Source organism: Streptomyces yerevanensis, from assembly GCF_000716805.1.
GTDB lineage: Bacteria > Actinomycetota > Actinomycetes > Streptomycetales > Streptomycetaceae > Streptomyces > Streptomyces flaveus.
On the sequence record NZ_JNWJ01000053.1, the window covers coordinates 27,447 to 50,732 of the forward strand.

General features: G+C 68.9%; 19 protein-coding genes, 1 tRNA gene and 1 pseudogene. 15 read left to right on the forward strand and 6 right to left on the reverse strand.

What is annotated here, in order from left to right:
- Nucleotides 1–143 precede the first annotated feature (143 nt).
- The 12 genes from OP79_RS37840 (at nt 144) to OP79_RS55550 (ending at nt 15,374) form a co-directional block, all read left to right on the forward strand.
- On the forward strand, nt 144–476 hold the full coding sequence (locus tag OP79_RS37840; protein WP_033326967.1) for a hypothetical protein: 333 nt from the start codon (nt 144–146) through the stop codon (nt 474–476).
- A gap of 32 nt (nt 477–508) precedes the next feature.
- Nucleotides 509–820, forward strand: coding sequence for a pore-forming ESAT-6 family protein (locus tag OP79_RS37845; protein ID WP_033326969.1), 312 nt, complete (start codon nt 509–511; stop codon nt 818–820).
- A gap of 54 nt (nt 821–874) precedes the next feature.
- Nucleotides 875–1,267 carry a DUF6507 family protein gene (locus OP79_RS37850; RefSeq protein ID WP_033326971.1) on the forward strand — a complete coding sequence of 131 codons (393 nt, stop codon included), beginning with the start codon at nt 875–877 and terminating at the stop codon, nt 1,265–1,267.
- Nucleotides 1,264–3,513, forward strand: coding sequence for a hypothetical protein (locus OP79_RS55545; protein ID WP_051745252.1), 2,250 nt, complete (start codon nt 1,264–1,266; stop codon nt 3,511–3,513). The genes OP79_RS37850 and OP79_RS55545 overlap by 4 nt, the downstream gene beginning before the upstream one ends.
- Before the next feature lie 30 nt (nt 3,514–3,543).
- Entirely contained in the window at nt 3,544–4,023 is a 480-nt protein-coding gene (locus OP79_RS37860; protein ID WP_051745254.1) for a hypothetical protein, read from the forward strand.
- Between the two features lie 12 nt (nt 4,024–4,035).
- On the forward strand, nt 4,036–4,326 hold the full coding sequence (locus tag OP79_RS57400) for a hypothetical protein (protein ID WP_078492261.1): 291 nt from the start codon (nt 4,036–4,038) through the stop codon (nt 4,324–4,326).
- Nucleotides 4,327–4,366: 40 nt separating this feature from the next.
- Nucleotides 4,367–5,722: a type VII secretion integral membrane protein EccD gene (gene eccD / locus OP79_RS37870; RefSeq protein ID WP_033326973.1), complete on the forward strand. Its 1,356-nt coding sequence runs from the start codon at nt 4,367–4,369 to the stop codon at nt 5,720–5,722.
- 9 nt (nt 5,723–5,731) lie between these two features.
- Complete coding sequence (locus tag OP79_RS37875; RefSeq protein WP_033326974.1) at nt 5,732–6,871, forward strand: CpaE/TadZ family protein; 1,140 nt, start codon at nt 5,732–5,734, stop codon at nt 6,869–6,871.
- On the forward strand, nt 6,868–10,878 hold the full coding sequence (locus OP79_RS37880) for a type VII secretion protein EccC (protein ID WP_033326975.1): 4,011 nt from the start codon (nt 6,868–6,870) through the stop codon (nt 10,876–10,878). The genes OP79_RS37875 and OP79_RS37880 overlap by 4 nt, the downstream gene beginning before the upstream one ends.
- Nucleotides 10,875–12,284: a DUF6177 family protein gene (locus tag OP79_RS37885; protein WP_033326976.1), complete on the forward strand. Its 1,410-nt coding sequence runs from the start codon at nt 10,875–10,877 to the stop codon at nt 12,282–12,284. Before OP79_RS37880 ends, OP79_RS37885 begins: the two co-directional genes overlap by 4 nt.
- Nucleotides 12,285–12,978: 694 nt before the next feature.
- Entirely contained in the window at nt 12,979–14,295 is a 1,317-nt protein-coding gene (locus tag OP79_RS37890; RefSeq protein ID WP_033326978.1) for a hypothetical protein, read from the forward strand.
- Nucleotides 14,296–14,771: 476 nt separating this feature from the next.
- Complete coding sequence (locus OP79_RS55550; RefSeq protein WP_157857431.1) at nt 14,772–15,374, forward strand: hypothetical protein; 603 nt, start codon at nt 14,772–14,774, stop codon at nt 15,372–15,374.
- A gap of 147 nt (nt 15,375–15,521) precedes the next feature.
- On the opposite strand, the pseudogene OP79_RS37900 reads toward OP79_RS55550, so the two are convergent.
- Nucleotides 15,522–15,716 (reverse strand): annotated as a pseudogene (locus tag OP79_RS37900) (oxygenase MpaB family protein); the annotation flags it as partial.
- A gap of 1,592 nt (nt 15,717–17,308) precedes the next feature.
- Nucleotides 17,309–17,382, reverse strand: a tRNA-Pro gene (locus OP79_RS37905).
- A 138-nt stretch (nt 17,383–17,520) separates the two neighbouring features.
- Here OP79_RS37905 and OP79_RS37910 point away from each other — a divergent pair.
- The gene (locus OP79_RS37910) at nt 17,521–18,222 is read left to right on the forward strand and encodes a thiamine pyrophosphate-dependent enzyme (protein WP_033326985.1); all 702 of its coding nucleotides are present in this window, start codon (nt 17,521–17,523) and stop codon (nt 18,220–18,222) included.
- Between the two features lie 65 nt (nt 18,223–18,287).
- On the forward strand, nt 18,288–19,205 hold the full coding sequence (locus tag OP79_RS37915) for a transketolase family protein (RefSeq protein WP_033326986.1): 918 nt from the start codon (nt 18,288–18,290) through the stop codon (nt 19,203–19,205).
- An 18-nt stretch (nt 19,206–19,223) separates the two neighbouring features.
- Here the strand turns inward: OP79_RS37915 and OP79_RS37920 are convergent, their stop codons facing one another.
- The gene (locus OP79_RS37920; protein ID WP_033326987.1) at nt 19,224–19,583 is read right to left on the reverse strand and encodes an MmcQ/YjbR family DNA-binding protein; all 360 of its coding nucleotides are present in this window, start codon (nt 19,581–19,583) and stop codon (nt 19,224–19,226) included.
- Between the two features lie 208 nt (nt 19,584–19,791).
- On the opposite strand from OP79_RS37920, the gene OP79_RS37925 reads away from it, so the two are divergent.
- Entirely contained in the window at nt 19,792–21,675 is a 1,884-nt protein-coding gene (locus OP79_RS37925; protein WP_033326988.1) for a DUF2264 domain-containing protein, read from the forward strand.
- A 51-nt stretch (nt 21,676–21,726) separates the two neighbouring features.
- Here the strand turns inward: OP79_RS37925 and OP79_RS37930 are convergent, their stop codons facing one another.
- The 3 genes from OP79_RS37930 to OP79_RS37940 are packed head-to-tail and all read right to left on the reverse strand — an operon-like array spanning nt 21,727 to nt 23,286.
- Nucleotides 21,727–22,341, reverse strand: a complete 615-nt coding sequence (locus tag OP79_RS37930) for a GAF domain-containing protein (RefSeq protein ID WP_033326989.1) — start codon at nt 22,339–22,341, stop codon at nt 21,727–21,729.
- Entirely contained in the window at nt 22,338–22,937 is a 600-nt protein-coding gene (locus OP79_RS37935; RefSeq protein WP_033326990.1) for a GTP-binding protein, read from the reverse strand. The genes OP79_RS37930 and OP79_RS37935 overlap by 4 nt, the downstream gene beginning before the upstream one ends.
- Entirely contained in the window at nt 22,915–23,286 is a 372-nt protein-coding gene (locus OP79_RS37940; protein ID WP_033326991.1) for a DUF742 domain-containing protein, read from the reverse strand. Before OP79_RS37940 ends, OP79_RS37935 begins: the two co-directional genes overlap by 23 nt.

Consider the following 23,286-nt stretch of genomic DNA (forward strand, 5'->3'; position numbering starts at 1 on the left):
CACGCCACTTCGCCCCAACTGCGTTGCGTCTGCAACGAGTTATGGGAGAGGATGTTCGATGTACGATGAGACGTGCGTGACACGCGAGGCCGCTGTGGCGATTCGAGGGCCGCGGCGCACACGAGACTTACGGGGGTGGGTGCATGAAGTTCGACATGGGGTCTACGACCCTGTCCGACCTCGGCAAGAGCACGGTCGGCTCCAGTGATGACCTGGGCACGCTGATCACCTGGCTGATCCAGGCGGCGGAGCCGCTGGAGGGCAAGTTCAACGGTTCCGGCAAGGTCGCCTTCGACTCGTTCAAGATGCGTGCGGATGAGATCACCGCGGCGTTGAACGGGTCGCTCGGCGCGATCCTGGGCGGCCAGTCCGGTATGGACGAGGCGTTCGGCACCGGTGATCTGGAGCAGGGCGACAACGCCAACCAGAACATGGGTCTGGCCAACTTCGACGCCGCCCGCTTCGGCGGACGCTGACCCGCCACAACCACGAGGGGAAACGTTTCGCGATGGGCCAGAACCAGGACCGCCGCTCCTACGACACCGGCGCCTCCAGCGACGTACAGGGCAGCCTGCAGACCGTGATCGGCAACCTGGAGCGGGTGCTCGGCGACCGCGACCGGGCGGTGAAGGCCGCGATGGCCGACTACCAGGCCGACGGCGTGTCCGATGAATACCACGGCAAGGAAACCCGCTGGAACACCGCCGCCAACGAGGTCCGCGAGATCATCCGGCTGGTGCGCACCACGCTGGAGCAGAACGACGGCACCGCGCAGTCGACGCTCGCCAAGGCGCGGGCCGCGGTGGACAACATCGGCTGACCGGCTTCACGGAGCAGCAGGGGCGGAACTACGGGGATTGGTAGGGGGTTTGGCATGCCTGCGTGGGACATCTCGCCGTCCGGGGTGGACTCGGTGACGTCGCTGGTGGAGCTCGCGATGGACGATGTGGCCAAGGACGTCAAGGCGTACGGGACCGATGTGGAGAGCGCGGCCGCTTCGGCCGGCACCATCAGCACGGCGGACAGCACGTGCGCACCCGTCGGTCCGGTCGGCGCGGCCCTGTCGCTGTTCGTGGAGAGGACCGCCGGTGATGTGCTCTTCCTCGGGGCTCGGGCCGCCAAGTCGGTGAACGGGGCGATCGAGGCGACCAACCATTACCTGGACGGGTCGCTGGAACAGGCCGCGAATGCCCAGCGCCAGGCGGAGAAGGCACCCGATGTGAAGGCCCTCCTGGAAGCGGCCCGCAAGGAGAGCACTCACAAGTGAAGATGATCGATCCGGCGGGCATACCGCAGTTCACCGGCAACTTCGAACAGCTGGACAAGGCCGTCTCCGGGCTGCGCAGCGACGCCATCGGGATCCGTAACGGCGGCGGGGACGTGCACTCCCGCTTTCAGATGCTGGGGGCGTACTACACCGCGCCGGAGGCCGACGACCTGTTCGCCAGCACCCAGCCGGTGATGGACAGGGCCGACACCTTCGCCGCGGACCTGGAGACGGTGGCCGACGCTCTGGACACCTTCTCCATCGAGGCCCGTCCGCTCGCGAAGCGGCTGGAGCAGCTGAAGGCGGATGCCATCGCGTTCGTCGACAGTGTCGAGGGCGACGACGAGTGGACCTACGACGGGGACAAGATCGACCGTCACCACGAGCTCATGACCGGTGTGGCCGAGACGGAGAGCGCCTTCCGGGAGGCAGAGCGCCGGGCCGCCACCACGATTTCGGCGATCGTGGGCGGCCCGAAGTTCATTGAGGACGACGGCAGTCACAAGTCGACCAGCAAGACCGTGATGTACGGCTACGACGCCGAGCTCCTCAAGCAGGCCAAGGAAACGCCCTGGGGCAGCCCGGTCAGCGAGTCCTACCACGCGTGGGAGATCCACCAGCACGTCAAGCACTTCGTGTGGGACGGCTTCGTCATCGACGGCGGTCTGCACGCCCTCCAGGGTCTGGGCCATCTTTTCGGCATCGGAGGCTCGGCCAAGGACGCCTGGGGCAACCTCAAAGACGTCGTCAGCGGCATCGGCCAGTACACGATGACCCCCTACGACTGGGTCATGGACCACACGATCGGCCCGGACGAGGAGAACGCCGACGAGCAGCGGCAGAAGAAGGCTGCCGGCGAGTTCGCCAAGTCCCTCGTCGCCTGGGACCAGTGGGAAGAGAACCCGGTCCAGGCCGCCGGGACCACCACCTTCAACTTCCTTACGCTGGGCGCCGGGCCCCTGGGAGTCGTCGCCAAGGGCAGCAAGCCCGGGGCGGGCGCCAAGGCCGCCGGCATCGGAGCAAAGATCGGCACATACGCCGACCCGCTCTCGGCCGGACTCACGGTGGGCGGCAAGGCGATCAGCAAACTACCCACCGTCGCCGAGCTCACGGCACAGATCCGGACCGGCGCCCACGCCACGGCCGACGTGCAGCGTGTACACAGCGTGATCGAGCTCGACGGCGGCTTCAAGGCCCGCGTCGAGGACGGCGAGTTCACCCGGATCGACGCCGAGGGCAACCGCATCAATGAGACCGCCCCGCCCGAGAAATCTGCCGCCGAGCGGACGGCTCCCGAGGAAGCGCCGTCCCAGCGGGAACCGGCCCTGGTCGGCGCCGGCCCCCGGGCGCCCGAGGCTGCCGCACACGCCGGCGAGAATCTTCCGCCGCAGGCCGGCCACACCTCGCCCGGAGGCAAAACTGCCGACAGCCTGTCAGGGGCAGCCCGTTCCGACGCCCCATCAGCTACAGGGGCTGGTCATGCTGCCGGGTCCGGGGAGGCTCGCCTCGGCAACAGCGATCAGGCCGCCTCAACTCCGCGCGGGGATGGCGCTGGGCCGAATGCCGGTGACTCCCCGCCGCCCCCGCACGCCGACTCAGGCCGAGGCGACGGGGAAGGCGACCCCGAACGCACCGATTCCGCCGACGAATCGGAGCCGCCAACCGGCCACCGAGACGATCCCGCGGACACCACACAATCCGGAGCAGCGGACACATCGTCGACCGGCGCATCAGGAAATGCACCGGACTTCTCCAGGCCTGCGCTACTTCCTGCCGACGGCCCTCTCACACTCGATCAGGTCCGACGCACCCGTGATTGGGACAGGCGTTGGCGGAGTGGCGAGGAGTTCCATCGCCAGATGTATGGTGGCGGAGCGGAGCGCCCTTATCCGGTTCCTACAAGTCGAGATCCTCAGTACCCCGTAACCAAGGCCGGGGGGCGCAAGGTGGATGTTCCCGTCGACATGCCCGACGGGCGCACTCTCGCTGTCGAGGTCAAGACGTACCTGGAGTACCGCACCATCACGCTGCATGACGGAACAAAGCAGACCGTAAAGGGAGAGGTTCCGCTCAGTAAACACATCAAGGAAGAGATCCACAAGGACATTGCTTTGCGGAACATGGACCCCAGGTTTGACCCACGCTGGTCATTCACACATGCAGGGCCATCTCCGGCGCTGCGGGCATATCTCCAAGAGGCTCGAATAATATTCCTTGAATACGGCCCGACACCACCGAAGAAGTAACAGCCTGGAGCAACTGAGAGGCTTTGCGTTATGCAGGACCAAACACCAGACAGGGCGACTCCCGACGTCGCGGAGTGGGCTGAGGGGGCGCACCACAACGCTGCCGATCTTGCCGCCATGCTGGGCGTCACCCCTGAGCAGTTCGCCAAGGACCCGCTGACTCTCCTTCCAGGCCTGCAGAACTATGTATCCCGTCTCCCTTTGGATCAGTTCGAGCAGTCGGACTGGATTACGCTCCATTCCGATCTGACTTCATACTTGGCTGACGTACTCGTACGTCGTCGCAATGCCACCTGGCAGAAGGTTGACGATTCGAGTTCGCCGACCGGCAGTCGATTTTTCATCGTAGCGACTGGAATCGATGGAGCGGTGCATCAGATTGAGCCGTATGACGTCGTGATGGAAGAGTTCAGGAATCCTCCGATCGAGATTGCCAGGATGATCGCGAACGCCGAAGCGGTTCTGCATGTGACACCAGTTACAGATCAGACCGACGAAGTAACGGAATAGAAGCGGGCATCTGTGGCAGCCCAGGATTACGACAGCCAGCTGTTGGAGTCGGTGTCGGTTCGGCGTCGGCGGTTGCGGGATGCGTTGTTGTTCGGGGCGCAGCGGCAGCGGCGGTCTGTGGATGAGCGGTTGGGGAAGGTGCTCGCCGGGGTGGTGATCGCGGCGGTGTTGTGTGCCGGCTGTGTGGGGTGGTCGTTCGTTTCGCATCGGCTCATCGGCAAGTCGCCGTACGGGTCCTCGGTGTCTTCCACTTCGCCCGCAGTGCCGTCCGCTTCGCCTTCCGGGTCGCCCTCTTCTCGATGATAGGTTCGAACGCGTGATATCTGCGGGGTCGTTGAGTCCGATGAGCCGTGCGAGTCGCACGGCTTTGAGCCGGGTCACTTTGATCGGTGAACGACGCCGTGTCGACCTCGTTCTTCCCTCGCAGGAGCCGATCGGTCTCTTGCTTCCCGAAGTGATGCGACTGCTTGATGACCGGGCTGCGGCGCGGCCGATGGTGCGGCATCTGGTCACGGCGGACGGTTCGGCGCTGGCGCACGACAGCACGCTGGAGTCGGCGGGTGTGGCCGATGGTGCGGTGCTGCGGCTGGTACAGATGGAGGACGCGCCTTCCGCGCCTGTGGTGCATGACGTCACCGATGAGGCCGCTGATGATCTGGATGTGCGGGCATGGCGGTGGCGGCCCGCTGCCCGGCGGGTGGTGGCGGGGCTGGCCACCGTGTCCTGGGTGTCGGTGGCGGGGGTGCTGGCCCGCGGCGAGTACGCGTTGTCGACGGTGGGCCATGCATTGCTGGTCATTGCCGTGCTGTCCGCGCTGGCCGGGGCTCTTCTCGGGCGGGCGAAACAGCAGGGGCTTGCCGGCACATTGATCGTTTCCGCGGGAGCCCTGGGGACGCTCGGGGCATGGACGTTGGCCGATGCGTATGTCTGGTCCGGTGCGGCGCGGCTGGCAGGGGTGGCCCTGGCCGTGGTGCTGGGCCTGTTGCTCCTGGGGTGGTTTTCCCCGTTGGGGCGGGGTGCGTTGATCGGAGCTGCGGCCGCTCTTGGATGCCTGGTCCTGTGGGAAGCGGCCGTTGCGCTGCAGGGCGGTGCCAGTACGGCGATGGAGCAGGCCCGGGTGGGTGCCTTGCTCGCTGTCGTGTCGGTGGTGGTGCTTGGTGTGCTGCCGCGGCTTGCGTTGATGGCGTCGGGGTTGTCGGGGCTTGATGACCGGCGAACGGGCGGGGCGTCGGTGAGCCGGTATCAGGTGGGTACCGCGCTGACCGCCACCCATCGTGGACTGGCGTTGGCCACCGTCGTGTTGGCCGTCTCCGCCGCAGCGGCCGGGGTGATGGTGCTGCGCGCGCCGTCGGTGTGGACCGTGTTGGTGGCTGTGGTCACCGCGGTGGTGCTGGGGTTGCGGGCGCGGGCGTATCCACTGGTCGCCGAGGTGGTGGGGTTGTTCGTCGCCGCGGCTGTCGTGGTGGTGGGGCTGGTCGTGGTCTGGCTGGACCGCTCCCCTGCCGTAGGGCCGCTGGCGGTGCTGGTCGTCCTGGCTCTGGTTCCCCTGGTGGTCCTGGCGGTTCAGCCCGCGGAGCATGTGCGGGTGCGGCTTCGCCGCATGGGGGACGTGCTGGAGTCGGTGGGCGTGATCGCGCTGTTGCCTCTGGTCATCGGGGTGTTCGGTGTGTACGGGCGACTGCTCGACACCTTCGCGTAGGGGTGCGGCATGGCGCGGGAAAGCGATTGGCAGCGGAACGTACTGAGGGAGCTGGGCGAGAACACCGGTCCCGCGGTCGAGCCCACCGCGGTGCTGCGTGCGGCGCCCTTGGAGGCGTCCGTCGACCCACCGGCGGGGAACCCCCCGCAACCGCGGTCACCGGGCCCGGGCCAGGGCCCGTATGCGCAGCCTGTGCCCCGAGGCACCGGGGATCCTCGTGTCCCCCTGCCCACCCCGGAGTCCGTACCGACGGTCGATCCGCGCCTGGCCCACGCCTTGGGCGGCCCGCAGCACGGGGATTCCGCGGTACGGCGCACCGGACGTTCGCTGCGCAGGCTCACCGCCTCGGCCGGGCAGGAGGTGGCCGACCAGACGCGACTCGCCCGCGAGGTGCAGCAGCCGGTGACCACCGGCCGGGTCATCGCCGTGACCTCCATCCGCGGCGGGGTGGGCAAGTCCACGGTCTCCGCGCTCCTTGCCCGTACGTTCAACCACTACCGGCACGACCCGGTGCTCGCCTTGGAGGCCGATGCCGCGCTGGGCACGCTGCCGGTGCGCTTGGGCGCGACGTCGGTGCGCTGGACGTGCGCGGATCTGGCCCGGCTCCTCAGCCCGGCCATGCAGCTCACCGACATCACCGGCTATCTGGTGCCGGTCACGGACGGCGGCTGGCTGCTGCCCGCCGGCCAGGGCCGGGTCGGCGCGCCCCTGGACGTACCCACCTACCGGACCGTCACGCTGGCGCTGCGCCGCTACTTCGCGGTGACGGTGGTGGACTGCGAGACGCTGCCGGGCGAGGTGGCCCGTACCGCGATGGACACCGCCCATGCCCGCGTCGTCGTCGCCCCGATGACCGCCGAAGGCGTGAACGGCACCCGGGTGGTGCTGGACTGGCTGGCCCGGCTGCCGCATGCGGCGCTGTCCAGCACGGTCGTGGCGCTGAGCGCGAGCTCTCCTGATACGACACTCGACCTGAAGACGGCCGCCGCGCACCTGAAGGAGACGGGAGCGGCCGTGGTGCCCCTGCCCTATGACCGTCATCTGGCCCAAGGAGGCCCCATCCACACCGGCATGCTCGGCCAGAGCTCCCGCGACGCCGCCGTCCAGCTGGCAGCCGAGGCGATGCAGCGGGCGGTGCGGGTGCGATGACCAGGCGCCTCGTCCACCGCCCGGCCCGCAGCACGCGGCCCCTCGCCGCTGCCCCGGAGCGCACCATCGAGCCGCCGCCGAACCTGCCCGAGGGCAAGATGGGCAACGCGGCGACCTCGCTGTTGCCGATGGCCGGCGTGATGGGCTCGGTCGTCATGATGACGGTCATCCGCAGCAGCCAGTTCGCCGCCATCGGCGCGATCGTTCTCGTCTTCGCGCTGCTGGGTGCGGTGGCGCTGTTTTTGTCCCAGCGCGGCAAGGCCCAGCGCACCCGGCGTACCCAGCGTGAGCGCTATCTGGAGTATGTGGAGGAGCAGCGCGAGGAGCTGGGCGCCCTCGAGCGGGAGCTGCGGCGGCAGGCGCGGGTCCTCGATCCGCCTCCCGCGGCGCTGTACGACCTGGTGCGCGACCCGGCCAGGCTGTGGGAGCGGCGTCGTCTGGACGCGGATTTCCTGCGCGTGCGGCTCGGCGCCGGCGACGTACCCGTGCAAGGCCTGGTCGTCGGCCAGAACTCGGGCAGCGGCGTGCTGACCCCGCCCGACCCGTTCATGCTCAACGAAGCCCGTGCCCTGCAGCACCGGTTCACCACCGCGACCGACTTCCCGCTGACGGTGCCGCTGGACCGCGCGGGCAACGTCAGTATCATCGGCGACCGCGACGGCGTGCTGCGCGTGGCCCGCGCCCTGCTGATCCAGACCGCGGTCACCCACGCCCCGGACGATGTCGCCATCGCCCTGGGCGTACCCGGCGATCGGCTTGCCGAGTGGGAGTGGGCCAAGTGGCTGCCCCACATCCTCGATACGCAGCAGGACGACGGCCCGGTCGCCGCCCGGCGGATCGCGCCGAGCCTGGAGCAGCTCGCCCGGCAGTGCGCACCGGATCTGCGGCGCCGCTCCTCCTACGCGGCGGAAGTACGCCGCGGCCTCTCCGACAGACACGCACTGCGGATGTCCGACCGGCTCCTCGTCATCAGCGACTGCCACGGAAGCACCGCCACCGAACTCCCCCGCCCGGACACTGCTGTTGACCTCACAGGCATGGGCATGACCGTGGTCCACCTGCTCGCGCAGCAGGTGCATGAGCCGGACCAGGTGAGCGTCCGCATCACCGTCGACGGAGACCAGGTGCGTGTCGAAGACCTGCGCGCCCCCGACACACGGCCCGGGCACGGCACCGCCGACGCGGTGAGCATCGCGAGCGCCGAGGGGCTGGCCCGCATGCTCGCCCCGCTCCGGTTGTCGGCCGAATCCGCCGCCGAGGGCACCCCGATCTCCGGGCCGGTGGACTTCCCCGAGCTGCTCGGCATCCAGGACCCGGCCGCGCTCGACCTCGACAAACTGTGGGCGCCACGGAGTGAGCGGGATTTCCTGCGCGTGCCCATCGGGCTCAACGACCGGCACGAGCCGGTACTCCTCGACCTGAAGGAGTCCTCCGAACTGGGCATGGGCCCACACGGCCTGTGCATCGGCGCCACCGGTTCCGGCAAGAGCGAACTGCTGCGCACCCTCGTCCTGGCCCTCACCGCCACGCACTCCCCGGAAGACCTGGCACTCGTCCTGGTCGACTACAAGGGCGGCGCCACCTTCGCCCCCTTCACCGAACTCCCGCACGTCGCCGGCGTCATCACCAACCTGGAGAACCAGGCCGGCCTCGTCGAACGCGTCCACACCAGCCTGGCCGGCGAGGTCAAGCGCCGCCAGCAGGTCCTCAAGGACGCCGGCAACGTCGCCGACATCGGCCACTACGCCGCCCTCCGCGCGCAAAAGCCGGACCTGGAGGCCCTCCCCCACCTGTTCGTCGTCATCGACGAGTTCGGCGAACTGATCACCGCCAAGCCGGACTTCATCGACCTGTTCCTGTCCATCGGACGCATCGGCCGCTCCATCGGCGTGCACCTGCTGCTGTCCAGCCAGCGCATCGAGGGCGGCAAACTCAAGGGCCTGGACACCTACCTCTCCTACCGGCTGGGGCTGCGTACCTTCTCCGCCGACGAGTCCCGCACCGTGCTGGACACCACCGACGCCTTCCACCTCCCACCCCTGCCCGGCTTCGGCTACCTGAAGGTCGACACCTCCACGTACGAACGCTTCAAAGCGGGGTACGTCTCCGGCGCCTACCACGGCCCGGCCCTCCGCGAGCAGACGGACGAGGAACCCCTCGCCTGGACATATCCCACCTTCAACACGGGACAGGACCCCCGCACGGGCGCGCCGGAAGAACCCGGCGTGCGGGAACGCGAGACCGGCCCCACCGTCCTGTCGACCATGGTCGACCAGCTCCGCACCGCCGCCCCGCCAGCACGTCGCATCTGGCTGCCCCCGCTACCCGACGCGATCACCCTCGCCGCTGCCGCCGGCCCCGTCCAGGCCTCCGAGAGCGGCCTACACCTTGCCCACCGGGCGGGCGCGGCGCAGGTGCCACTGGGTGTGCTGGATGACCCGGCCAAGCAATGGCAGGCGCCCTGGGTCCTCGACCTGACCGTCGCCGGAGGGCACATCGCCCTCATCGGCGGCCCGCAGTCCGGCAAGACCACCCTGCTGCGCACCCTCGCCCTCTCCCTGGCCCTCACCCACACCCCCAACGACGTCGCCGTCTACGGCCTGGACCTGGTCGGCGGCGGCCTGTCCGCACTGGCCGGGCTGCCACACGTCGGCGGCATCGCCGGCCGCGCCGACCACGAACGCGCCGCCCGCACCGTCGCCGAGGTCCGCGCCCAGCTCACCGTCCGCGAAGAGCTCTTCCGCGAGCACGGCATCGACTCCGTCGACCAGCTGCGCCACCTACGCGCCAAGGGCCAGCTGCCCGAGCTCGGCTCCACCGACATCGTGCTGCTCATCGACGGCTTCGGCGCCCTGCGCGACGAGTTCGACGACCTCGACGACACCATCGCCGACCTCCTCAAACGCGGCAGCGGCTACGGCATCCACATCGTCGCGGGCATGCTCCGCTGGAACGACGTCCGCATCGCCACCCAGTCCATGTTCGGCACCCGCATCGAGCTGCGGCTCAACGACCCGGCCGACTCCAGCATCGACCGCAAGCTCTCCGAGACCCTCTCCGCCGACACCCCGGGCCGGGTCCTGACCGACGGGAAACTCTTCGCGCAGGTGGCGCTGCCCCGCATCGACAACCTCCCCCACACCGACGGCCTCGCCCCCGCCCTGGAACGCGCCGCGCGTACCGTGCGGGCCAGCTGGCACGGCGAACTCGCCGCCCCCGTACGGGTCTTGCCCACCGCCCTGCCCGCCGCGAAACTGCCCTCGCCGGCCGCCGAGCCCACCCGCATCCCGCTCGGCGTCGACCAGGATGCCCTCGCCCCGGCCCACCTCGATCTGTTCGGCACCGACCAGCACCTCCTCGTCCTCGGCGACAACGAATGCGGCAAGACCAACCTGCTCAAGCTGATCAGCCAGCAGCTCATCGACCGCTACTCGGACGAGGACCTGGTCTTCGGCGTCTTCGACCCGCGGCGCGGCCTGCGCGGCGTCATCCCCGAGCCCTACCGCGGCGGCTACGCCCACAACGCCAAACTCGCCGCCGCCCTGGCCACCGGCATCGCCGGCGAACTGGACAAACGCCTGCCGGAGAGCGCCGACCCCGACGCGATCGCCGAGGGACCAACCTTCACCGGCCCGCGGATCGTCATCCTCGTCGACGACTACGACATCCTCACCACCGCGGGCCAGCAGCCCCTGGCCCCGTTCCTGCCCTACGTCTCCTCCGCCCAGGACATCGGCCTGCACTTCATCCTCACCCGCCGGGTCGCCGGCTCCTCCCGCGCCCTGTACGAGCCGTTGCTGACCACCCTGCGCGAAACCGGCACCACCGCCCTACTCATGACCGGCGACCGCACCGAAGGCCAGCTCTTCCCCGGCGTGTACGCCAGCGCCCAGCCGGCCGGACGCGGCACCCTCATCCGCCGGGGACGGCGCCACCAGCTCATCCAGACCGCCCTCGCCACCGAGGCCGAAGACACCGCGGCCACCGCAGAAAACGAGCACCCGTGACCAAGGACGTCATCGCCCTCACCCCGAAGATGCCCGACATCCACACCGTGCTCGCCGGGCTCCTCGCAGGCGGCCCCGACCTGGGCATCAACACCCTCGCCGAGGGAGCCGTCGTCCAGCTCTGCGCCCCGGGCGGACGCCCCCTGCTCTCCGTCGAAGCACCCCTTCTGGTCCAGGTCCCCGGCGAGGCCGCCCGTCTGCTCGGCAACGAAGTCTCCGTTCCCGAGGGCCCGTTCTGGTGGACGGAAGCCCGCGCCTCCACCGCCATCGAAGAAGGCGAACAGCTCGCCGGCTCCTTCGCCGGACGCCTGGCCGCCGTCCTGGGCGGCACCGTCTGGCCCCCGCAGGCCGCCCACACCCACGTCGTCCCCCTCACCCCCGAAACCGCCACCGCCGCTCCCGCACCCGACGCGGCACCCCCGGCCGTCGACGTCCTCACCGACAAGGCCGCGGTCGCCATCCAGGACCGCCCCCTCATCGCCATGACCAGCTGGCTGGCCGACGCCCTGCGCACCGCGACCGCCGAGGACCGCGCCCTGCAGATCGTCACCCCACCGACCACCCGCCTCACCCTGCCCACCCGCACCGCCCTGCACGGCCACCCCAACCGCTGGGTCATCCAAGACCCCGACCACGGCTACTACGACGGTCTCTCCGGCTCCCAACTCCACTGGCAAGACGGCGCCTTCACCCCAACCCGCGACGAGAACGGCACGGCCTCCACCGCCAAGGTCTTCGCCCCGGCGCCCGACAGCGGCGAACGCCAGCTCATCCTCTCCCTGCGCACCCGGCACCCCGCCGACCAAGACCTCATCCTCGGCCGCGCCCTGGAAACCGCCTGGCAGCACCTCACCGGCACCCCACCCGCCGGCTGGAGCACCGCCGAACCCGTCAACCTCCCCTGGAACACCCGCCAGTTGACCGACCTCGCCCGCACCCGCGCACCCCAGCCCACCTGGCTGATCGCCGTCGGCCACCCCGACCGCCCCGCCCTCGCCACCCTCCGCATCACCCGCACCCCCGCCGGCGTCGAGGAAGACATCACCCTGACCCTCGGCTACGACAAGGACGAGACCGCCCCCCTGGACGCGATCGAACCCCTCGCGGAAGCCCTCACCGCCCAGCACGGCCTTACCACCATGCTGACCTCGCTCCGGGCCGCCCACCGCGACCTGACCGTTCCCCCGCATTTCGAGACCCCGCCCATCCCCGTCTCGTTCACGCTCGGCTCGGACGCGGTCAGCGACATCGGCCTCGCCCATGCCCTCCGCCCACCCCTCAACCTCACCGCCGCCCAACTCGGCCCCGCAGCCGAACCCGCCCTCCACTACCGGCTGGGCGACGGCACCGACCCACGCACCTGGGACACCCTCCAACAGCTCACCCAGCACCTGAAGCAGACATAACAGGCCCAGACCTGGACGTTTGGTCGCGCAGCCGCCACGATGCGACTGGGCGACCGCCAGGAAATACGCCTCGTACCTCAACCGACCGATGACCGAGTTCGTTCGTACTCCAGTTGCTGCCCCATGGTGGGCAGGGTCGGTTTTCAGGCTGCGAGCGACCACGCCGGCCTCGCACCGCTGCCGCAGCAGCCGCATATCGCACCCCGGGCCGCTGGCCCACCACCTGCGGTTCCGAAACGTGGGGCCGCCCTATCCTCAGGTCGCGCACCGAATCCACGAGGCACTGCTCGGCCGTCCGGATCGTTTCCTCGATCAGCCGACCGCCTCGCGCGGGCGGCGCGCCCGCGTCCACCGCGATGCATTCCGCGATCCCCTTCATCACGGCCGCGCCCGTGAGGTACCACGAGGTTCGAGCCGGCCCTGTCCGAAGGAAAGAGGAGGCTCGACACACCGGGGTTGCGGCAGAAACCGACTACAGCGAAGTTCGAACGCCTGTGGAAAACGCTCGCCTGGCGACGGCCCTGAGCGTTCCGACAGCGCCCACTGCGGGCAGCTCGGAGTAGATGGCAGGGGCCGCCTTTCAGCGGGGGTGCGGTCCGGCGGACCGGGTGCACGACGCCGAGCGCTGTGGTGTTCTGGAAGAGTCCGAGGGTCCAGCTCGGGGTGGGCCACCGCACTTACGGAGCCACTGGACATGACACGGAGCGTCTGCCGAAGCATCGCCCTCGCCGCGGCTCTGGTGGTGCCTGCCGGGCTTTCCGTGAGTCTGCCGTCCGCAGCTGCCGTCGCAGCGACGTGCCCGGTGCGCTTCCTTGGTCTGCACGGCTTGAATGAGGAGAGCGATCTGCACTCTCCGCCCATCAACGCGACCTGGAAGACGTTCGAGTCCGCGGTCGCCGCGAAGGCGGACCGACCGAAGCGGGATCCCATCTGCGGGACCGGATACCGCGCCGGGACACTGGACCTCACGCGCCGGACCGTGGATGCGCTGAACGTGAAGTGCTCCGGCTCCCCCCACTGTTACTCCGGCCAGTCCACCACGCAGGGCGGGCAGTTCCTGGCCTCCAGAGTCAACACCGACTGGAACAACCGCACGTACCATTTGACCTGTGACGACATCGTCAGCAAGGCGGCGCCTGTCACAGTGCGCAACGGCAAAGGCACCGCGAGAGGCAGCGGTATCGGGGACTATGAGCGCTGGCAGGTGCAGATTCAGCGAATCACCCGGGGCACCGTGCCGCGCCTTGGTGATGTGACCGCCGTGCTGTTCTCTTGCAGCCCCCAGCCGAGCAACTTCAGCCTCCAAGAGCTGCGCGTCTACCGCACGACCGACGGCAGGGAAGTCGGCCGCACACCAACGTTCCAGGTCGCCGAACTTCCCCCGCAGTACCAACCGGACACCGTGAGGATCATCCGCGGACTCCTCCTCGCAGACGTCAAGTTCTACGGGTCGGGCGACACCCATGCCACCGGTCCGTCGATACTCCGACACGTCACGTGGCGCTGGGATGGCAGCCAATTCGTCAAGCAATCCGAGATCGACGCCAGGAATCCTAAGCGGACCGATCTGAGCACACATCGCGTTACCGTCAACGGAATTGGCCCGCTGCGGTTGGGCATGAGCCGCAGTGAGGCCGAGCAGGCGATCGGAGCCCGCATCCCCGAAGGTCCGGGCGGCCCAGACTGCAAGGACCTGTCCATCGAAGGCGGTCCGGACGGACTGCTGCTGCGTTTCAGCAACGACGACCGACTCGTCGCGGTCTATGTCCTCTCACCCTCGTCAATCTCGACCGCATCGGGAATCCATCGGGGCAGCACACGAGCCGAGGTACTGGCGACATACGCCGGTGAAATCGAGGAGCCATCCACGGACGAACTCGTCTTCACCCCGAGCGGAGCACAGTTCCAAGGAAAGGTCATCACCTTTGCCATGGACGACAACGGTGAGGTAGACCGCTTCATAGCCGGGGAAGAGGAGTTCGCTGTTCCCCTGCCCTGCGGCAGCGATTGAGACCGCCGTGTCAGCGCCTCCCCGGGTGCCCTCGCCCCGGGCGCCCGCGTGAGTTGACCAGAGTCACAGAAGCGTTGTCAGTCGTCAGAGGGTCAGCGTTCGGCCGCCGTCGAAAGTCGTCGCGTCGGGAGAATGAAACTGGCGACCTCGCGCAATCGGCTGTCGCGTCTCCCTCGGTGTGAGGCCTCTTGACCACTGTCTGTGGTCGCGCTGGCGCTGGCGGACATGGGAGCGAGAGGCCGTCACCAGGGCGTAGCCGCTCCTGGCAGTTGGCCGTCCCCAGGGCGGAACGGAACGCCGGGTGTGGCATCGGAGCACCCCAGAGAAAGTCGCTGATTCTACAACCCTTTTTCACGGCTTCCAGCTATGGAACATGCTGCTCAGCAACTATGAACCTGTCGTTGCGCTGAGATGCAATTGGCAAAGCTGAAGAGCATCGTGGATAGAAAGACAGATCTCTTCTGGAGGGCTCGATCATGCGACGTCAACTTACCGTTGCGGCCATAGTTGTCCCCCTCGCCCTTGCTGGCAGCGCGGCCGTCTCCGCATCGCCAGGCAATCTGCAGGCGACCACGGACACGCTCGCCATGACACGGATCGAAGGCTCATCGGCTATCCCCCACCAGCCACAACAGCAGGCAACGACGCTCGACGAACTCCTCGACCGCAGTGCCCTGCAGCGGGAGCGGGCCGCTACTGCCACTGGGCAGATCGACCGATGCGAGAGCCTTACTGCAGCCCGTCAGAACCTCCTGGATGTAGCGGCCGACCGGGAGGATCTCGTGGACGAACTCAATCAAACAGATCTATCCGATCTGCCGAACAATGAAACCTTGAGGGTTGACCTGGAAGACGCATGGGACGCGTCAGCAGATTCCGACCGCAATTACGCGGACTGGGCACGAGAAGCACAGGACGAAGGGTGTCCGCGTGGTGGGCCAGCACCGCGTACCGAAGCTCACCGAGCCGCACAATTCACTGACGAGTTGGCCACCGAGAGCAAAGAAGCATTTGTAGAGTTGTGGAATCCGATTGCTTCCAGCTACGGCCTTGCGGAACGTAGCGATCGCGAAATTTGAGGACGTCTACACGGCCATCCATCCCGGACCACCTGCGGGCGAAACCCGACCTCCGCCCGCTGCCGACCCTTTCGGGCCGGTGTATGGCGCCGTACGTCCACGCGGACGCGCAGTTCCTGGCGCTGGCTGTCCGCGAGGACTGACAGTTCAGTCGGCGACAGGCCGCTCCCCGTGCCGGACGGGGCAGCCGCGTACGCCATCGACCGGGCGGCTGCCCAGTTCCTCCAGCCGGTAGCCGTTCGGGTAGCCCTTGATCTCCCAGTTCTGCCGCGCGTAGTGCGGGGCGCACCGTGGCGGCATCAGACGGACGGCGCGTCCGCGCAGCCGTACCGCGTGGCGGACAGGAGTGCCCCGACCACGGAGTGGCTGACGCGGGCCAGGGATCAGTCCGCCCGGTGGGGCCTCCAGGCGCTTGCGCATCACGCCCACGTCCACGGCCCACGCGGCCGCTTTCCTCCCCTGAGATCACCCCATACAGGTCTTGGGTAGACGTGCCGACGCCATCACAACTAGCGAATCTCCACAGGTCACAGGGGATGCGGAACGACCAGCCCTTGGTTGCTACTTCGGCCCAGGACTCGAATCTGCGGCCAACAGCCGAGCCACCTCATAGGTACAGCGTGGACTCCACCAACGCGACAGCGCCCGTAAAGGCTTGGACCACTCACCGACCCACTCTCGGGTCGACCGGAACGACCCTAGAGCGCCCCTCCACCATCACCGTGGCGCAAACATGCAGGTCAGCGGCTTGCGCACGACCGGCCATGTTCCGTGGCTCCCGCCAAGGGCTCGAACCTGCGGCCAACACCCGCTCGGGGTCCAGCGCTCGACCCCGAGCCACCGACCCACCCGCCACGACGGGCCGCACGCCGCCTCACCACCGGCCCCGGACGCCCCGCAGCAGGCCCGTCGGCTACGGATTCCGCGGCCGGACAGCACCCCATCCCGCTGACGAGCCGTCAGGCGCATGCAGCGCCGATCCAGCAGCGGTACGGATAACCAGGAATGGCGACAGGTGACGACGTATCAGATGATCCAGCACAGGGAACGGCAACGGGGCCACCCCCCGAAGGGACTGACCCCACCTGACCTGCATGTTTGCCAGATCGAAAATTCGATGCTACGGAAGCCGTCAAACGTTGAAGCGGAACTCCACAACGTCATCGCCATCAATCGAAGCGGTCTTCAACAGACGCACGGCGGCCGTCACTTGCACTGAATCTCAGTTTTCGCAGGGGTACAGCTCGATCAGGCCTTGGTCGCGGCTCATCCCGGGACTCGAGCCTGCGGTCAATGCCCTACCTCTTGAGCTAAACCACCGCCCGACGGAGGCATGCGCGGCGACCCGTGTGCGCCACGTACGAGCAGCGCCAGCCGACTCCGCCCTCCGCCCCACTGAGGTCGCCAGCCTGACCAGCCGGCCAAGCCAGCCCCAGACCATAGCCCCTCGCCTCTTCGCCCTGCCCCGAAACCAGCCACCTACGGCGCACAACGGCTGCCTACCGCTCCTTGCCTTCAGCCATGGGGACACATACGACGGGGCGCACCCCCGACGCCACCCCTCCGACCTGCACAGACACCTACGAGAGCGTTCAAGACCTCGATGCGTTGTCCACCCGGTCCGGGAGCCCTCGCAGTCAAGGGGACATTTACTGGAGGGCAAAGAGGACGTTTCCCACGACCCCACTTGAGCGGATGGGAGCAGCTCGCCCCCTTGACCAGAAAAAGCCGGGAGCACCAGGCCCCGGCGGTGGGAGCAACCGGACCTCGACCGGATCGGGCGACCCGCGGTCAACCACCGATTGACGCCGCCCGGACCGCTTGGGAGCGATGGGAGCACGGGGAGCGGACGAGGGCTCCCGATCCGCGCCCGAACAAACAACAGGGGCCACCCGAAGATGACCCCTGAACTGCGACAACGCAGAATTCCGCTGTCGGGACGACAGGATTTGAACCTGCGACCCCTTGACCCCCAGTCAAGTGCGCTACCAAGCTGCGCCACGTCCCGATGCCCGTTGTGACCTGGGGTTTCCCTGATCGAACGTGCATGGAAACAATACCGCACTCCAACCGGTGATCGCGCACCCCTTTACACCTGGCGACGCCGCTTGACCTCAACTTTGCTTGAGGTTGCACGATCGTCGGCATGACCAAGACAGCGGAACGGCGATACACATACGAGGACCTGTCCGGGCTGATGAGCCTGATGAGCGGGGACGAGAAACACGGGCCCGCGGCGACGTCCACCCTCGACGCGCTCTGGGTGCTCTACGACCGGGTCCTGCGGGTCACGTCGGAGCGGATGGACGATCCGGAGCGGGACCGGTTCCTGCTTTCCAAGGGGCACGGGCCGATGGCGTACTACGCGGTGCTCGCCGCCAAGGGCTTCATACCGGTGGAGTGGCTGCCGGGGTTCGGCTCGTACGACTCGCCCCTCGGTCACCATCCGGACCGGGTGCTGGTGTCGGGCGCCGAGATCGGCAGCGGTTCGCTCGGGCACGGGCTGCCGATCGCGGTCGGGACGGCGCTGGGGCTGCGGGCCCAAGGGCTGCACGAGCCCGCCGTGTGGGTGCTGGTCGGGGACGCCGAGCTGGACGAGGGCAGCAACCACGAGGCGATCGCGTACGCCGGGCCTGCCGGGCTCGACCGGCTGCACACCGTGGTGATCGACAACTCCTCCGCCAGCCATGCCCGGCCGGGTGGGATCGCGGCGCGGTTCGAGGCCGCGGGCTGGTCCGTCGAGAGCGTCGACGGGCGGGACCACGAGGCCTTGTACGCCGCGTTCACCACGCCGCATCCCGGCCGACCGCGGGTGGTCATCGCCCGGGTCGAGCCCAAGTCCGCCTGAGAACCGGATCCCTCAGGCAGTACCACCGGATCCCTCAACCACCACCACAGAAGGGAAGTTCCGACATGGACACCATGCGTGACCGCTTCGCCCCCGTAGTCTCGCGGCTGCTCGACGAGGATCCGCGCGTCGCGGTGGTTCTCGCCGAGATCGGTATGGCCGATTTCAAGGAGGCGCAGATCCGGCATCCGGACCGGGTGATCAACGTCGGTATCCGTGAGCAACTGCTGGTCGGGGCGGGTGCCGGCCTGGCACTGGCCGGGCTGCGGCCCGTGGTGCACACCTTCGCCAGCTTCCTGGTGGAGCGGCCCTTCGAGCAGGTCAAGCTGGATCTCGGGCACCAGGGTGTGGGCGCGGTGCTGGTCAGCGCCGCCGCCTCCTTCGACTGGCCCGCGGGCGGGTACACCCACATGGCGCCCGGCGATGTGGCACTGCTCGACACGCTCGACGGCTGGACCGTACACGTCCCCGGCCACCCGGACGAGGCGGAGACGCTGCTGCGGCACGCGGTCGCGGCGGGCGACGACAAGGTGTACGTACGGCTGTCGGTGCAGTCCAACGCGGAGGCCCTGCCGGTCGACGGGTCGCGGTTTCTGACCGTCCGCGAGGGGCGCGCCGGTGTCGTCCTCGCCGTCGGGCCGGCACTCGACGCGGTGCTCGCGGCCACCGAGGGGCTCGATGTCACCGTGTTGTACGCGACGACCGTACGGCCCTTCGACGCGGCCGCCCTGCGCCGCGCCACGGAGACGGCCGGCACCGATGTCGTCCTCGTCGAGCCGTACCTGGCCGGCACCTCGACCTCCGCCGCGAACGACGCCCTCGCGGACCTCCCGCACCGGGTGCTCGGCCTCGGCGTCGGCCGCCGTGAGCTGCGCCGCTACGGCCGGATCGATGAGCACGTGGCCGCACACGGGCTGGACGCGGGTTCCCTGCGGGAGCGGATCGGAGAGTTTCTGAGGGCCGGGGTACGGGTGGGGCTGTGATCGGTACCGGCAACACCCTCAGTCGGCTGCCGGAAGGCCCAACTCCGGGTAGGACTCGAGAAGTCGGGACGGAGCGGCCTGGCGCCAGGAGTCCGCGAGGATGTCCCGCAGCTCGTTGTCGCCCTCCAGGGCGGCGAGCCGGACACGCACCCAGGCGAAGCCCGCCTCATGGTCGGCGATCCAGAACTTCCCGGGCTCCGCCAGGACGAGTTCGTCGCGCTCCTCCTTCGGACAGCGCACGGCGATGGACGTCTCGTCCTCGGGCAGCGTGGCGAACATCTTCCCCGCGACCCGGAAGGTGGGCATGCTCCACGCGATCTTCTCCGTCGTGTCCGGCAGGGAGAGGGCGATACGGCGTACGTCTTCGGCATCCGGCATGGCAGGCACCGTAGCCAATCCCACTGACAATCACCTGCTCAGCCAAGGTCACCGCCTCTGCCCGATGTCGACGAGGTACACAGGCCGAGCCGTCGCCGCAGACGAATCGCAGGTGAACGCGGCTCAATTGATCTATCCGCGGCATCCAGCCGTATCCCTCCTCGGAACCCTCAAAACGACCCGCGACCCGAGGAGTCAGGACTCTTACATGCCCGCACCGCATCTGGCCCTGCCACCCACCGACCGCGTCCTGTCGCCGCTCACCGGCTGGACTCGGGCGCACTGGGAGGCGCTCGCCGACCGGCAGTTGGAGGCGCTGGTGCCCTATGCGACGCCGGGATTCGCGCAGTACCGGCTGCCAGGGAGAACCTCCTGGTCGGGTGTGGTGTCGGACGGTCTTGAAGGTTTCGCACGGTCATTTCTGCTGGCCTCTTTCCGGATCGCGGGAGCGCGCGGCGAGGTGGATCCCCGTCTCATAGAACGGTACGCGCGGGGTCTGACAACGGGCACGGACCGCGACAGCGGCGAAGCCTGGCCCGAACTGACCGACTGCTCCCAGCAGATGGCCGAGGCCGCCCTGATCGCCGTCGGACTGCACGAGAGCCGCCCCTGGATCTGGGACCGCCTGGACGGGGAGGTGCGGGAGCGGATCGTGGACTGGCTGTGGGGATTCGTGGGCCGCCGCACCTGGGACAACCACTGGCGGCTGTACCAGGTGGTGGCCGAGCAGTTCCTGGCCTCGGTCGGCGCACCGTACCGGCAGGACGACATCGACGCCGGGCTCGACCGCATCGAGGACTGGTACGTCGGCGACGGCTGGTACAGCGACGGAGAGGGGCGCGCCTTCGACTACTACAACGGCTGGGCCATGCACCTGTACCCGCTGCTGTGGTCGCGGATGACGGGCGGCGAGGGCGGTGGCCGCGGCCGGGTCTACCGCGACCGGCTCGCCCAGTTCCTCACCGTCTACCCGCAGTTCTTCGGTGCGGACGGCGCACCGGTGCTCCAGGGGCGCTCCCTGACGTACCGTTTCGCCACCACGGCCCCGGTGTGGCTGGGCGCCCTCGCGGGCTGCACCCCGCTGGCGCCGGGGCTCACGCGTCGGCTGGCCTCCGGCGCGGTGAGCCACTTCGTGGAGCGCGGGGTGCCCGACGAGCGGGGGCTGCTGCCGCTCGGCTGGTACGGCACGTTCCTGCCGATGACGCAGCCGTACTCGGGGCCCGCCTCACCGTACTGGGCGAGCAAAGGTTTCCTCGGGCTGCTGCTGCCCGCGGACCACCCGGTGTGGACGGAGCGTGAACTGCCGCTCCCCGTCGAGGAGTCGGACCAGTACACCGCGCTCCCGGCACCGGGCTGGCTGCTGCACGGCACGAAGCACGACGGCATCGTCCGCCTGGTCAACCACGGCAGCGACCACAACTCCCCCGACCGGGCTCCCGAGGACGACCCGCACTACGCGAAGTTCGGCTACTCCACGGCCACCGCTCCCGAGGCGGGCGCGCACGCCTGGGAGCGCACCGTCGACGGACACATCGCGCTCCTCGCCCCGGACGGCACCGCCTCCCGTCGGCGCCTGATCCTTCCGCTGCACTGCTCCGGGCGTACGGCGTCCTCCCGCTACCACGCTCAACTGCCGGGCAGCGAAGCCGAGTTCCCGATCGAGACGACGAGTGTGCTGCGCGGGCCGTGGGAGATCCGCGTACACCGGGTGCAGGCCCCGGCCGGTGTGGCGGTGCGGGAGGGCGGTTACGCGGTCGCCGCGGAGGCCCGGCCCACGGCGGAGCGGGGTTCGGGCTGGGCGCTGGCGCGGACCGCGGACGGGCTGACCAGTGCGGTCGTCGCGCTGCACGGCTGGGACGAGGACACGGGCATCGCACGCGCGGTGGAGGCCAACGCCTTGGGCCCGCATTCGGCGACACCGTACGTGCGTTGTGCGGCCGGTCGTCCGGGAGGCCGCGGTGTGTACGTCACGCTGCTCGCGCTGACGCGGGACGCCGTACACCCCCAAGTCCTGCGGGAGTCGGTGTCCTGCGCGGTGGAGGAGCACGAAGTGCGGATCACTTTCCCCGAAGGGGACACCGTTTCCATATGAAGTTCCATATGAAGGCCTCTCCTGCTGAAGGCCCCGAGGCCTGGACGCCGCTCAGAACCCGCCGCTCTCCCGCAGCTCGATCCGCTCGACGAGTTCCGCCGCCATCGCCTTGATGGTCTCCAGGCCCGCCATCCCCCAGGGCCTCGGTTCGACGTCCTCGACGCACACCGTGCCGAGCACGAAGCCCGTGCGGTCGGTGAGCGGGGCGCCCAGATAGGAGTGGATGCCGATCTCGTCGACGACCGGATTCCCGGCGAACCGCGGATAGTCGCGGACGTCCTCCAGGGCCAGCGCCTTCCCCCGGACCACCACATGAGGGCAGAAGCCGTGGTCGCGGGCCATGTGGCGACCGAACCGGTACTCCGTACCGTCCGCGGCGACGATCACCGCCGACCGCTCACGCGAGCCCGTGCCCGCACCCCAGCCGGTGCCCGTACTGTCCGGAGTGTGCAGGCCTGCAAAGAACTGCCCGTTCTCGTCGATGAAGTTGACCATCGCGTACGGCGCCGCGGCGATCTCCGCGAGCCGGTCCGCGAAGGCGTCGAAGGCCGGCTCGGCCCGCTCCCCCAGACCGAGCCGGCGCAGTCGCCGCGTACGGGCGGGGGCGTCCTTGTCCTCGGGGGTGAGCAGCAGCCGACCGGCCGGTCGCGACGGGTCGTACCTCATGTGCGGGCTCCGTAACTGGGGGCGCGCGTGGGCGCGTGGGCGATCAAGTGGCGGACGAGGGTCAGCAGGGTCTGCACCCCTGAGCTGGAGATCCGCGCGTCGCAGCGCACGATGGGGATCTCCGGGTCGAGGTCGATGGCTGCCCGTACCTCCTCCGGGTCGTAGCGGTGGGCGCCGTCGAACTCGTTGACGGCGACGATGAATCCCAGGCCGCGCTGCTCGAAGAAGTCGACGGCGGCGAAGCACTCTTCCAGGCGGCGGGTGTCGGCGAGGACGACCGCGCCGAGCGCACCCTCGCAGAGCTCGTCCCACATGAACCAGAACCGCTCCTGTCCGGGCGTTCCGAACAGGTACAGCACATGTTCCGGGTCGAGCGTGATGCGCCCGAAGTCCATCGCGACGGTCGTCTCGACCTTGTTCTCGATGCCGTCGAGGTTGTCGGTCGAGGCGCTGACCGTGGTGAGCAACTCCTCCGTACTCAGCGGCGCGATCTCGCTCACCGCGCCGACAAGGGTGGTCTTTCCTACCCCGAACCCTCCCGCCACCAGGATCTTCAGTGCGGTGGGGAAGGGGTCAGAGCTGTCGTCGTAGTCCATCGAGCACTGCCTCCAGAAGTGACCGGTCAGTGGGGTTGTGGGGGAAGGCCGGGGGCTTGGTGGACAGCGCCCCGCAGTCGACGAGGTCGGCCAGCAGCACCTTGGTGACCGCCGCCGGCAGCTTCAGATGTGCGGCCACCTCGGCGACCGAGACGGGCACCCGGCACAGTTCGAGCGCCTGGTTGTGCTCGGGGCCGAGGTAGCCGAGAGGGGTGGCTCCGGTGGCCCGCATCTGCGACAGCAGATCGAGCGCGGTACTGGGCCGGGTCCGGCCGTTGCTGACCGTGTAGGGCCGTACGAGACGTCCGGCCGCGTCATCGAGCCAGGGCCCGTCCCCGGCCGCGGTCAC

Coding starts and splice junctions, on each gene's coding strand:
- OP79_RS37860 (WP_051745254.1), top strand. CDS start 3,544: ATGCAGGACCAAACACCAGACAGGGCGACTCCCGACGTCGCGGAGTGG.
- OP79_RS37920 (WP_033326987.1), bottom strand. CDS start 19,583: ATGCCGGATGCCGAAGACGTACGCCGTATCGCCCTCTCCCTGCCGGAC.
- OP79_RS37915 (WP_033326986.1), top strand. CDS start 18,288: ATGGACACCATGCGTGACCGCTTCGCCCCCGTAGTCTCGCGGCTGCTC.
- OP79_RS37930 (WP_033326989.1), bottom strand. CDS start 22,341: ATGAGGTACGACCCGTCGCGACCGGCCGGTCGGCTGCTGCTCACCCCC.
- OP79_RS37910 (WP_033326985.1), top strand. CDS start 17,521: ATGACCAAGACAGCGGAACGGCGATACACATACGAGGACCTGTCCGGG.
- OP79_RS37875 (WP_033326974.1), top strand. CDS start 5,732: ATGGCGCGGGAAAGCGATTGGCAGCGGAACGTACTGAGGGAGCTGGGC.
- OP79_RS37840 (WP_033326967.1), top strand. CDS start 144: ATGAAGTTCGACATGGGGTCTACGACCCTGTCCGACCTCGGCAAGAGC.
- OP79_RS37850 (WP_033326971.1), top strand. CDS start 875: ATGCCTGCGTGGGACATCTCGCCGTCCGGGGTGGACTCGGTGACGTCG.
- OP79_RS37845 (WP_033326969.1), top strand. CDS start 509: ATGGGCCAGAACCAGGACCGCCGCTCCTACGACACCGGCGCCTCCAGC.
- OP79_RS55550 (WP_157857431.1), top strand. CDS start 14,772: ATGCGACGTCAACTTACCGTTGCGGCCATAGTTGTCCCCCTCGCCCTT.
- eccD (WP_033326973.1), top strand. CDS start 4,367: ATGAGCCGTGCGAGTCGCACGGCTTTGAGCCGGGTCACTTTGATCGGT.
- OP79_RS37935 (WP_033326990.1), bottom strand. CDS start 22,937: ATGGACTACGACGACAGCTCTGACCCCTTCCCCACCGCACTGAAGATC.
- OP79_RS37880 (WP_033326975.1), top strand. CDS start 6,868: ATGACCAGGCGCCTCGTCCACCGCCCGGCCCGCAGCACGCGGCCCCTC.
- OP79_RS37890 (WP_033326978.1), top strand. CDS start 12,979: ATGACACGGAGCGTCTGCCGAAGCATCGCCCTCGCCGCGGCTCTGGTG.
- OP79_RS37925 (WP_033326988.1), top strand. CDS start 19,792: ATGCCCGCACCGCATCTGGCCCTGCCACCCACCGACCGCGTCCTGTCG.